The organism is Blautia hominis, from assembly GCA_002270465.1.
GTDB lineage: Bacteria > Bacillota > Clostridia > Lachnospirales > Lachnospiraceae > Blautia > Blautia hominis.
The window spans coordinates 165,214-177,721 of sequence record NQOF01000008.1 but is presented as its reverse complement, the minus strand read 5'-3'; the positions used below and the strand labels follow the sequence as shown (position 1 = coordinate 177,721).

10 protein-coding genes are annotated in these 12,508 nt (G+C 42.0%); 3 read left to right on the top strand and 7 right to left on the bottom strand.

The window, feature by feature from the left end:
• Positions 1-14: 14 nt before the first annotated feature.
• The 5 genes from CI595_RS22355 to CI595_RS22335 form a co-directional block, all read right to left on the bottom strand.
• A complete protein-coding gene (locus CI595_RS22355) occupies positions 15-1,598 on the bottom strand; it encodes a DNA/RNA helicase domain-containing protein (protein WP_095175829.1) in 1,584 nt (527 codons plus the stop codon).
• 827 nt (positions 1,599-2,425) lie between these two features.
• A complete protein-coding gene (locus CI595_RS22350) occupies positions 2,426-3,265 on the bottom strand; it encodes a DUF6602 domain-containing protein (protein WP_162291951.1) in 840 nt (279 codons plus the stop codon).
• Between the two features lie 327 nt (positions 3,266-3,592).
• A complete protein-coding gene (locus CI595_RS22345) occupies positions 3,593-4,771 on the bottom strand; it encodes an aldo/keto reductase (protein ID WP_095175827.1) in 1,179 nt (392 codons plus the stop codon).
• Positions 4,772-4,916: 145 nt separating this feature from the next.
• On the bottom strand, positions 4,917-6,557 hold the full coding sequence (locus CI595_RS22340) for a Na/Pi cotransporter family protein (RefSeq protein WP_095175826.1): 1,641 nt from the start codon (positions 6,555-6,557) through the stop codon (positions 4,917-4,919).
• Between the two features lie 67 nt (positions 6,558-6,624).
• The gene (locus tag CI595_RS22335) at positions 6,625-7,041 is read right to left on the bottom strand and encodes a hypothetical protein (protein ID WP_095175825.1); all 417 of its coding nucleotides are present in this window, start codon (positions 7,039-7,041) and stop codon (positions 6,625-6,627) included.
• A 678-nt stretch (positions 7,042-7,719) separates the two neighbouring features.
• Between CI595_RS22335 and CI595_RS22330 the strand changes: the two genes are divergently transcribed.
• Positions 7,720-8,607: a LysR family transcriptional regulator gene (locus CI595_RS22330; RefSeq protein ID WP_095175824.1), complete on the top strand. Its 888-nt coding sequence runs from the start codon at positions 7,720-7,722 to the stop codon at positions 8,605-8,607.
• Between the two features lie 17 nt (positions 8,608-8,624).
• Here the strand turns inward: CI595_RS22330 and CI595_RS22325 are convergent, their stop codons facing one another.
• On the bottom strand, positions 8,625-10,112 hold the full coding sequence (locus CI595_RS22325; RefSeq protein ID WP_095175823.1) for an AAA family ATPase: 1,488 nt from the start codon (positions 10,110-10,112) through the stop codon (positions 8,625-8,627).
• 338 nt (positions 10,113-10,450) lie between these two features.
• On the opposite strand from CI595_RS22325, the gene CI595_RS22320 reads away from it, so the two are divergent.
• Together CI595_RS22320 and CI595_RS22315 are read left to right on the top strand one after the other, a co-directional pair.
• Entirely contained in the window at positions 10,451-10,651 is a 201-nt protein-coding gene (locus tag CI595_RS22320; RefSeq protein ID WP_095175822.1) for a cold-shock protein, read from the top strand.
• A 276-nt stretch (positions 10,652-10,927) separates the two neighbouring features.
• Positions 10,928-11,518, top strand: a complete 591-nt coding sequence (locus tag CI595_RS22315) for a hypothetical protein (RefSeq protein ID WP_095175821.1) — start codon at positions 10,928-10,930, stop codon at positions 11,516-11,518.
• 75 nt (positions 11,519-11,593) lie between these two features.
• On the opposite strand, the gene CI595_RS22310 is transcribed toward CI595_RS22315, so the two are convergent.
• Entirely contained in the window at positions 11,594-12,490 is an 897-nt protein-coding gene (locus CI595_RS22310; RefSeq protein WP_095175820.1) for a putative manganese transporter, read from the bottom strand.
• Positions 12,491-12,508: the final 18 nt, after the last annotated feature.

Below are 12,508 nucleotides of genomic sequence, written 5' to 3'. Positions count from 1 at the left end.
TACCCCTTTTCAAATTATACTGTATCTACATACTGTGAAATATATTTTCGTAATTCCTGGTCACATACATATAAATAAGAGCCTCGGATTCCTCTGGTCATAAGAACATAATAGATGTGCTGTATGTATTCCTTAAGCTCCTCATATTCTACAGTCTTTTTACCATTTTGATCATAATAGTTTTGTGGCCGGATTATGATACTTTTACTAACCGGATCATAGCCGATTTCTTCGCCAAAAATGATAAAGGCATAATTCAGATCATAACCTTGTGTTGAGTGAATACACCCCACCTCGTTAATCGCTTCGCTTGAATGAACCCATCCCTCTGTACAATGGTTCCATAGTTTCTTTATACCCTGAATTTCAATATCATAAACTGTTTTGTCATTCTTGCTGATCCATTCCCAGGCATATCCGGCTGCCATTCTTACAAGCTGTACTTCTTCCTCCTTTTGGTACATCAGTTGATTAAATGCCTTAAAATCCGTCATCAGTTTAAATTCATACTTATCAAATGTTTTCTTTTCCCTAACATTACCTGACAAAATATTTTTCACATATTCAATATAATCATTGCCACCATTTACCCGCATCTGTGTCAATAAATTATAGTAGGAGATCATACGCTTCGTCTGTTCAATTTCCATCTTTTTATGAAATCTTCGCACATCAATTCCAGATGGGCCGACTACCTGCATTTCATCATAAAAAAGTACCGGGCATTTGCATTGATGTAGTATCCAATCCAGTTCATCGCTTTCTATTGTCAACCCGATTTTTTCACAGTTCTTCTTAAAAGCGCCCATGTATGAAATATTTTTATACTGATGCAGCCTATGGGCTTCATCAACAAGCAGAATATCATAAAACTGTTTTGTCACATCCGATGGCGATAATACATCTGATGACTTTAATCCATAAATACTTTTGAAAATACCTTTTAGTGTTTTTCTAAGCGAAGTCTGCGGAACAACAAAACCAATCTTTTTATCCTTAAACGATTCACTGTCCCGTAAATACTTAAGTAAAAAGATTGCAACAATTGTCTTTCCGCTTCCCGGCCAGCCATTTACAACAACTGTCTGCTTCTCATCTTGTTTCAAGGAATTGATTATCTCTTCTACAGCAGTTCTTTGATCATTATTCAGTTCCTTGTACGGGGAATACTTAAACAGATCGGAATTTTCTAATTCTTCCAGAGAATGCTTTACTATTTTTTCACGCTGTAATCTTCTCCAAAGGACCTGAAACTTTTCATCATACTCTTTTTTTCCATAATATTCTTTTTCAGCCATTCCGGCATTTTTGTTGCGAACCTCATAAAGTTCATCTGCTGTGATATACTGAATAAGTTTTGACTCATAATCAAATGTAACTGACTGATTAAATTTTGAGGAATAAATAAAATGCACCTTGTCAAAAATTCTCTTATCTAAAGAATTATGGTGCTGAGACATACGATTTTTTACATGATTAGACTCTCCAATATAGGCTTGCTTTCCATTGTCCAGTATATAGAGCATCGGCCAATTTGACAGATAAACTTCCTCTCCGTATATCTGATTTTTAAAGTCGCCTTCTGTAATTTTAAACATGTTGATCTTCCTTCATATAATGATCCATTTTCTGATCGTCTCTTGATTTACGGTCAACCTTTATACCGTCCGACACGTCTTTCGTAAACCATTATGTTAATTTGCGTTTTTCTAAGGTTAAATTATCCGGTTTCTCGTCTATTCCACCACTATATTTAATAATTTTCTATACAGTCAAACAATGTCCGCGATCTCGTCTGATTTACATTCCGGAATCTCACATACCCTACACAACACTCCCACGCGAACATCTTCATCTTCCCATGATTCACTAGCACATTGGTATGAATTTTTGCAGTTATGATCAACTCCATTACCAACTTTTTACGTTCTTCATGTATTTTCCATAATTTATTGTAATCTACAGGGATTGGTCCCCCCCTATTTTTTGTATGACCAGCAAGTCATTATTTGTATTTTAACATCTTGTTCACTTGTACACAATCGAATAATTCTAAATTGCAATCTTCATTGGCAGCCCTTTCCCTTAATCATTATGCCCCTAAAAATCTTATTTTGCATTTCTGATTCCCGGAATACCTTTTGCAGCGCTATCAGTATTACCATATATCATACTGGCTCTGATACAAAAGCACCATGCCTTTCCATATAACGGTTTTTCAAAAACATTTTCACTATAACGATTAGCATTCCCATGCTTTAAATATAACCTATTATCCCCTTATGTTCACCTTCACAATAATTCCAGAATCTACGCAAAACTTACCGGTACCATTCTTGGCGTAACCCACTAAGTCCTTTCGGAATCAAAAAAGCTCCCCGCATTTTACTGCTGCTACTTTACTTCCGGCAAAGATTTTACCCCTTTAGGGTTCCCTTTTCCCATCATAAACTTCAGTATCTAACTGCAGACTATTGATTTTTTCAGCATATTTTAAAAAATCAATGGCCGGTACGGTTCCGATATCCTGTAATTTTTTCAATAGATTTAAAAGCAGATAGACCAATGATTTCTCTGCTTCGCAGTAATGAATCTTCGGTTTGATAGATTCCTTGTATTCAGTAACAAAAGTGTTGTTGTCAATCACAAAAGTATTATTGGAAATTGAACAAACAAAATCTAACCGTTCCTCTTTTTCTCTCTCATTAATGTACTTCACAACACTATTTTCAATTGGTGCTCTCCAATCGCTTTTCGTTGTTAAAATTCCGGCAAGGATCTCATGTAAGATCTTGGGCGGGTACTGTCCTCCCGCATGCTTTATTGGTGCAGAAGTTCGTGACAAAGCTCGAACACTTTTGGCTTTTTTACCCGCGTATTCAATCCTGTCTTTATTCAAATTCTGTTTCACTTCAAACACTGCGTAAACACTTTCAGCTGGAATTAATTTTCCATCACCATGTTTAAAAACCAGATAGGAATACTGTGCATCGTAAATAACCAAATCTATTTGATCACTTTGTTTTCCTGTGGAATCTATGATAATAGCCTTATCAACTTGATATCTCTGCGGAAGATATTCTCTAAACCACTCAATCCAGTTTAATTCCGTATCGTCTCCTTTTGTCCCAGGATGTACAAATGCTTCTGCACCTGTGTTTAATTTCTGGATCATTTCTTTTTGCATGTTCTCATACAACTTTGACAAATCTATTTCCGGCATTTTTCTTCTTTTCCTTCCCCTTGATTTTGTGATATGATCCATCTATCTGCTGTAAACCTTCGATTACACTATGCAGTCCAACTGCATTAAGAAATATACTGCTGCCGTCTTATAGGAATCATTTATTAGCTGGATGTATCATAAGGAGTTTCCTCCCAGGCATGATGTACTGCGGAATTGTCATATTCCAATGACAAAATTTTACCACAAGTGACAAATGATTGCTACAGAACATCTGCAATAATTTTCCCATCCCCTACCACTCCTATGCAAATATAAAAGCGATCATAATATCAGGCTCACCCCCAATACCATGACCGCTAGATAGCCATACCTGATTTTGTTTTTACCCCCCCATTTACATCCTTCTTAATACAAATGCAGTAACCTAACCGCACTTTTGGCAGCTTTATATGTGAAATTTTCCAGCTCTCTTGCTGCATTTTTTAATTCTTTTCTTATCTCTATCTGCTGCGGACAGTGTTTTTCGCATTTTCCACACGCAACACACTGGGAAGCGCTGGAAAAATTCTTACGAAACGCCGTACATCTCAAATAATCCATCCTGGCAGCGCTTTTCCCCTCTGTGTAAACAGCATTATAGCAAAGAAATGTTCCGGGAATATCCACGCCTTTGGGACAGGGCATACAATAACCGCAGCCTGTGCAGCCCACCTTTACACTTTTGTTAATCTCTTCTTTTACCTGTTCTATCAATTCCTCTTCTTCTGATGTCAAACTGCCTGCAGGACTTTCTGATGCTGTCCGAACATTTTCTTTCACCATCTCAATGGAATTCATTCCCGAAAGAACACAGGTCACTTCCGGCTGATCAAACAGCCACTTGAAGGCCAGACCGGCCGGGGTGATTCCCTTCCCCTGCTGCCTGATAAGCTGCTTTGCAGAATCAGGCAAAAGATTTACCAGACGTCCTCCCCGCAGGGGCTCCATTATAATAACAGGCATTCCCTTGGCATGGGCATACTGTAACCCCTCCCTGCCTGCCTGAGAATTTTCATCCAGATAATTATACTGGATCTGACAGAAATCCCAGTTGTAGACATCGATCAGTTGTTTAAACATCTCTGTATTTCCGTGATAAGAAAAGCCAATATTCCGAATGGTACCGTCTGCCAATTTCTCTTTGATCCAGTCCGGGATTCCCATCTTGACCAGCTTATCCCAGGTAGAGGTATCTGTCAGCATATGCATTAGATAATAATCCACATAGTCTGTTTTAAGCCTCTTTAGCTCCTCCTGAAACGTCTTCTCCACACCGTTTATGGATTTTATCATATAATGAGGCAGTTTTGTGGCAATATTTACTTTGGAACGGCAGTGATTCTGGTACAGTATTTCCCCCAAAGCGGCTTCACTTCCAGGGTAGATATAAGCTGTGTCCAGATAGTTCACTCCTGAGGCAATTGCCTCCATCACTTCCTTTTCCGCCTTATCCAGATCAATACTGCTGCCCTTTCTGGTAAATCGCATACATCCAAAACCCAGGGCAGAGATTTTGTTTCCTTTTTTGTCTTCTCTATATTCCATTATTCCTCCCTCACTGCCAACCAAAAATCCATCGCCTGCATTACAAAACACACGCCACTGCTTTCTAAAGCCCACTCTTCTCTCTTATCTTTACCCTGTCATGGCCTTTCAGACATACGTTCCAAGACATGCATCTCCCAATGGATCAAACTACTCTTGTCAGCATTTCATGATATTGCTCAGCAATGTTCAATGCATGGTCACCAATGCGTTCAAAGTCTGTCAGCAATTCAGAAAAGAAAATACTGGCATCTGCCACACATTCGTTTTTTCCAATTCGCTCCATCTGCTGCCTCAGATTTTCATTTCGGATATCATCTATTTTCTGCTCGTCACGTGAAGTTTTCTCCAGCATGGTTTTTATATCTGAGATCTGATCTCCTGCAACATCTTCCAGGATCTGAAGACTCATACCTTTCATGATCACGATTTCCTGTTTTGCCTTATCTGAAAAAACAACCCCCATTTTTTTCATGCTTGTTGCATATCCCAGAATATTCATAGCATGGTCACCGATCCGTTCCAGGTTTCCCAGAATCTTATAGTATCCACTGATCTTAACAGAATCTTCCGCTGCCATCTCGTGGTGCATCACTGACACGATATAGCGGGATACTTCTGCATTCAGATAATCAATATACTCCTCTTTCTGTTCCAGCACCTCTTTACTTTGTACTGTATCGTGAAAAACCGCATCAAAACTTCCCGCAACCGTTTCACAGACAATTTTCCGCATCCGCTCTATTTCCAGATTGATCTGTGTCAGGACCACGGCTCCCTGCCCCATGGGGTAATGCCTTTCAAACGGCTGTATATATTCCAAGTGGAATACTTCTTCCTGCTCACTTTGTTTATCCGGAAGAATCTGTTCTGCAAGACGTGCCATATAGGTACCAAACGGCAGCAAAAGCAGCGTGGTGACAATATTAAATACGGTATGGACATTGGCGATCTGAGCTACCGGATTTCCCGGGGTAAGATGTTCCATGAGAACAGTAAACGGCGTTAAGAGACAGATTACCGTAAATATGATTGTACCGATTATATTGAACATCAGATGGATCACGGTTGTCCGCTTTGCATTCACTTTTGTACCAATAGACGCTAAAACAGCCGTAATACAGGTTCCGATATTTTGTCCAAACAAAATGTATACCGCACTGGAAAGAGGGATCATACCTGTGCCTGCCAGGGCCTGTAAAATGCCCACAGATGCTGATGAAGACTGTATGACAGCGGTAAAAGCAGCACCGATCAAAATACCTACCAGCGGGTTACTGAATGTAGTCATAAAGTGGATAAAAGTTTCTGAATTCTGAAGCGGCACCATGGCAGCACCCATCATATCCATACCAATAAAGAGCACACCCAGACCCGCAAAGATCTCACTGATATGCTTTACTTTTTCATTTTTGACGAATAGAATAGCCGCAACCCCCAGAAAGGCGATCAACGGAGCAATGGCACCGATATCCAGTGCGATGAGCTGCCCGGTGATCGTTGTACCGATATTGGCGCCCATGATGACCCATACCGCCTGGTTCAGGGTCATGAGGCCGGAATTTACGAAACCAACCACCATAACAGTGGTAGCGGAGGAAGATTGAATTACTGCCGTTATGGCAGCTCCGGCAAAGACTCCTTTGATCCGGTTGGAAGTCAGCTTTTCAAGAATCTGTTTCATTTTGTTTCCTGCAGCCGTCTCTAACCCATTGCTCATCATCTGCATGCCGTACAAAAACAACGCAAGACCACCAAGTAATTTTAAAATATCAGATATTTCCATTTTTATTCTCCCATTTCTGTCATTTTACTTATTCTGTAACTTGTGCGTATCGGAAAGATACGTGAGTTTACAGAGGACGTTTTTTTCCGTCCGACTTATGGGTGATATTCAGTTTGACACAAAACTGATTGGGCAGCGAAGCGTAAAACAGAAACAACAAAAAAATGCCTCCGCCGAGCACAATGGAAAAAATGTACAGAGACATATTAAGATTGGAAAGCCAATGAAAGGGCGTCTGTCTTCCCCTGAATTGTTTTAAAACCTGTTGAAAGAGCACTCTGAAAGACGGTACAAAATTATGTACTGTCTGCTCATCTATGTCAGATCCATCTGGCTGGATCATTTGTTTATCTTCATGATCAGCCACATGGGTACCATAACGGTTTCCTTCCACCCGGGTATTAGAAAAAACAGCCAGTCCTGTACCTGCCAGCATAAAAAGGGCTGCTGCTAAAATAATAACTTGATATGTAAATTTATTCATGATAATAAAATGTTTTCTCCTAGGCAAAACAAAAAACAGAAAATCTACTCTCTGCTTTTCAAAACTTGCTATTATACCAAATCTCCTTAAATAATGATAATTAGTACAGCGTTGCATAAGTTCCAGTGATATAGCACCCGCTATTTACGCCAGTGCCGGGTTGCCGAAGCTAGTCGTAGGAACCGCTACGCCGTCGCTTCGGCACCTTGCGCTGACGAAAATATCAGGCACTCTATCACCGAAACTTACGCAATGCTGTACTAGCAGACTTGTGAAACGCTCTCTGAAAGCCATTAGTTTTTTCTCAGTTGTCACGGAATATATAAAACAGCCGGTAAGATCATCTGAGAATATAATACGATATAGTGAATGCGCATGTCCCGTCTGACATACTATCCTACCAGTTTGTTAAGAAATCCTCTCATAAACCATATCCGGTTATCATCTTCTGAGATTAACCATATTATAGACGGTCAGCTTGGCAAAGTCAATTTTTACAAGTGTTTTCCCTCCAACTTTTCGACACGAGCTCCTTTATTATAAGAAAAGTACCGGTCCACTTCAAAAAAGTCAGCGGATCCACAACACCTTAGCCCTTGCTTCCCCTATCCTTGATTTTAAATCTCCAATATGTTATCCTTGTATAAACTTTAAGTTAATACCAAAAGGAGGTTCGATATGTATAACCACATGCTGGATACCTTTCTAGCGGTTGCTGACTGCGGCAGTTTTACCAAGGCGGCTGCCCACTTGTATATCTCTCCCACCGCTGTTATGAAGCAGATGAATGCCCTGGAAAATCATTTGGATGTAAAATTAGTAGAGCGCACCCCATCCGGCGTCTGTCTAACGGCTGCAGGAACTGTTATTTACCGGGACGCCAAATTCATGATCGACTATTCCCAAAAGTCCCTTGCAAACGCCAAAGCTGCCCTCCATGCAAATGATACTACTTTCTGCATCGGCACCTCTCTTTTAAACCCGGCAAAGCCATTTATGGATCTATGGTATCGGGTGAACAAGGAGTTTCCTGCGTATAAGCTGCATCTGGTTCCTTTTGAAGATGATCATGAAGGGATTTTGACTGAAATTGAACAGTTGGGAGAAAAATTCGATTTTCTGATCGGTGTGTGTGATTCCAAAGAATGGCTTTCCCGCTGCAACTTCCTCCCTCTGGGGCGATATCGAAAAATGATCGCCGTATCCAGGGAACACCCATTGGCAGGTAAAGAACAGATCCATATAGAAGATTTATATGGTGAAACATTGATGATGGTTGAGCGGGGAGATTCCGGCGTCAATGACTTTCTGCGCAGCGATTTAGAAAAACACCATCCTCAGATCAGAATAGAGGACACCCCTCCGTTTTATGATTTATCGGTGTTTAACCGCTGCGCAGAAACAGGAAACATTCTCCTCACCATTGAATGCTGGCAGGAAGTCCATCCGGGACTTGTATCTATTCCGGTAAATTGGGATTATAGTATCCCTTATGGTTTGCTGTACAGTTTTGATGCGCCTGATGATGTCTGCAGGTTTGCAGAAACGGTAAAAACTCTCATATAGAGCAAGGCTCTTCCGCTTTATTCCAGCAGACTCCGCACCATCTCCGCATCAAAAACCACTTTTGACAAATGATTCACTTCAATCTGATACAACGCATTGGCTGCCATATGCTCTGCTGCCTGCTCCAGATCACGGATACCGGTAGTGTCCGCATATTTTTCCACAACTGCGTCATAAGCCTCTTCCGTCACAACGCATTCATCTTCCTGCAGACCCATACGTCCCAGGACTTTCGGCAGGGCATACCGGGAGAAAATGATCTTCTTTTCTTCCGCCGTATAATCCGGGATATCAATGACAGCAAAACGCGACATGAGCGGTGCACTGATCTGCTCCTTATCATTGGCTGTGGCTATGGGATATACGCCAACAGTGGGAACCATACATTCAATATAATTGTCTGTAAAGCCCAGGTTATCAAGAAGGGTCAGAAGGACATCTGCCGGATTTCCATTTCCTTTTCCCGAAGAGGCCTTATCCAGTTCGTTGATTATAAAGACAAGGTTGGATTCACCTGCCATAGAAAAAGCCTCCATAATAATTCCCGGCTTTGCATTTGCATAGATACGGGAGCTTCCGGTCAGCTGTTCCGGGTCGTTGATAGAACTCATATCCAGCGTTGTCCAAGGCAGTTTTAATATACGTGCAACCGCATAAGCGATCTGGGATTTTCCCGTTCCGGCAGGTCCCACCAGTAAAATACCGTATGCCGGCAGGGTATGGGTACGGTTGATCTGTATGATCGTCTCCATGATCCGCTGTTTCACCCGCTCCATACCGTAAAGCTCTTCATCCAGAATTCTGCGTGCCTCCTGAGGATCAATAGCTTCAAAATAATTGTTCTTCCACTGGATATTCATCATGATGGAAAGTGCGCGCTGGGCATGGCGCCTCTCCTCCGGGGATACCTCATGGGAACGGGCAACAGCCAGATTTCTCCTTGCCCAAAGGCGGATATTATCCGGCATCGTCTTGCCTGCACAGGTCATGAAGTCTGTAATGCTCTGCAGACTGGTGAGTTTCATACTGTCACCGGTCTCCTCCTGGTCTTCGTCCTCATTCTCCTCCACAGGCGCACTGCCTGCCAATAGTCTTTCTATCATAAACTGCAGAAAACCATCCTCAGCGGAAAGCTTGGTCCCCCCACCGAAAGCGATCTCCCTAATCTTGTAAACCGCATAGCCGTCCTCCCTGTTCTTGCCGGACAGGCGCACATTGATGTGGTTATCACCCAGCCAGTGGATCAGGCTGACAAAGCGGGCATCTATCTGCAGAATATCTGCGCTGACCGTTTTGTCTTCCTCCTTGAATTCAAATGCCGTCTGCTGATTCTGATTGGCAAAGACACCGCAGGAATGGTGCTTCCATTTCCGCTCATGGTTGTCCAGAAGCAGGATGGGCCTGTCCGGGGAGGCTGTATTCTCATTGGAACGAAACACGGTGTATGTACATTGAAACTCACTCTTCTTTTTATTGTCCGAATTGCTGAAATCAAATACTGGCATAATTGCGTACTCCTTTTGTTATATTAGATCCTCACACATACCATGTGATAACTGCTGATACACGTGCTGCCTTACAGTATCACTTCAAACTGCAGGTTCCCTGCAAGTATGTAGTATACCTATTTTTTTATTCTTTTACAAGCTCATTTGTGCTTTGCCGGCACAAAATATTTTTATTTTTTTCTTGACATAGCGCATTTTCTATGGTAATCTTTAGAAAGTGTTTTGATAAAGCCTTGATTTCGCATATATCCGTAAGTCATTCTTTTATTAATGATTTACTGCTGTATGCGTTTTTTGTTTTGTAAAATGCATATAAAAATTAGGAGGTATCTTTCATGAATAAAGGTACAGTAAAATGGTTTAACTCAGAAAAAGGTTTCGGATTTATCACAGGGGAAGACGGATCTGATGTATTCGTACATTTCTCAGGGATCAATTGCGATGGTTACAAATCTCTTGAAGACGGCCAGGCCGTAACTTATGATTTAACTCAGGGAAACCGCGGTATGCAGGCTGTTAATGTTTGTGCCGCTTAAGCCGGAATATCATTTCACTATCGTATCAATGCCTGCACACGATCTGCAGTGACAGGCATTGATACCCTGTATGTTAACTAGTCAGAGCTATGGTTAATATTACAGCTAAGTCGGCGGGGTTTATACATTATTCCTTGCTGGCTCAACCTAAAATCTCATTCAATTTACATATATTTCTATAAAAAATCCCAACCCCATTATTTCCCAATCTCTACTGACATTTTTTCAAGACCTGCATATAATAAAAGCAACAAATAATGCTCAGGTACACATATTATGAACAATGATCCCCGAGGCACGATCATCCAGCAAGGTAATGTTATGCGCATAGATAATGCTCTTGTTGAGGATGTGTTTTGTTACGATAACAAGATAGGACATATCCTTGTATCTTACGCGGTCCCCGAAGCAAACCAGACCGTCTCGATACAAAATCTGCGTTTAAACGTGGGAAGGAACACGGTCATCCTGGATACATTCGGCAGGCGTATTGACTCATGCCAGATTCAAAAAGGCATGTGGGTAAATGTTGTGTTCTCTTCACGTATGACCAGAAGTATTCCGCCACAGGCAAATGCTTATCTGATCCTTGTCAAGAGACAGCCCCGCCCACAGACCAGTACCACAACGGGAAGGATCGCTTCTATTGATCTGAGAAACCGATTCCTCTATACAGGTAATCCAAACGATATAAACAGTCAGACCAGATTTGTCATAACTGATGACACGGTCATTTTAAATCGTTCCGGTATTCCGGTAAATCTCCGCTTTCTCCGTCCCGGACAGATGGTCAGGATCACCCACGCAAACTTCCAGACAGCCAGTATCCCACCACAGACCACTGCCTTCCGGATACAGGTAATATAAGAAAAAAAGCTGGCATCTCATACAAAAATGCCAGCTTTTTTCACCATTACATCCAGCAAAGAGAATGCTATGGTATCACAGTACAATCCCCAGCATCTCTATCAGGATTCCCCAGAACACGCCTGTTCCGTATAAGATTCCAATGAGACCCAGGTTTTCTTTCACACCCTTATTGGTCCTGCAGAGCACCAGAATACCTACGCCCGCACCTACCAGTAGTCCCGCCATCATCTGTCCGGCTCCCAGAATGCCGGTCAGGTAGAGTTGGGTGATCACCACAGAGGAGGCACAGTTAGGAATCAATCCTACCAGTGCGGCCAAAAACACACCGACAACCGGTTTTGTGCTGATAAAGTATCCGATCTTGTCACTTCCCACCAACTCCACGCAAAATCCGATCACCAGGGATATGAGAAAAATGAAGACCGTAATCTGAAGCGTGTGTAAAAAAGCCGATCTCATAATGCTGCCGTTCTCACAATGGCAGTGTTCGGATTCGCACAGATCATGGATATCTTTCTCATGATGTTCTCTGTGTATATGATTATGTTCTTCCCGCTCTCTCCTCTTCTTGCCGCCAAAACGCCATAATACATCAATGGCAAACCCGGATACAGCTCCAAGAACAATTTTCAGACCCAGGATCCGCAGGATTGTACCTGCTGCCACAGATTCGGAGATAAAGATAGGAAGCATTTCATCTGAAGTGGAAAGAAAAATAGCCAGCAGAGTTCCCGCTGATATGACGCCTCCGGAGTAAAGGCTGGCTGCGGCCGCTGAGAACCCACACTGGGGAAACGCACCTGCCACACCGCCAATGAGAGGACCAAAATGCCCTGACTTCTGCATGATCTGCTTGGACTTATTCTTTGTTTTATGTTCCAGATATTCCATGACCAGATAAGTCAGGAACAGGAAAGGAATCAGCTTGGCTGTATCCAGCAAAGCATCTAAAATCACGTCGAGTATCATATCACAGCTCCCTTCCGC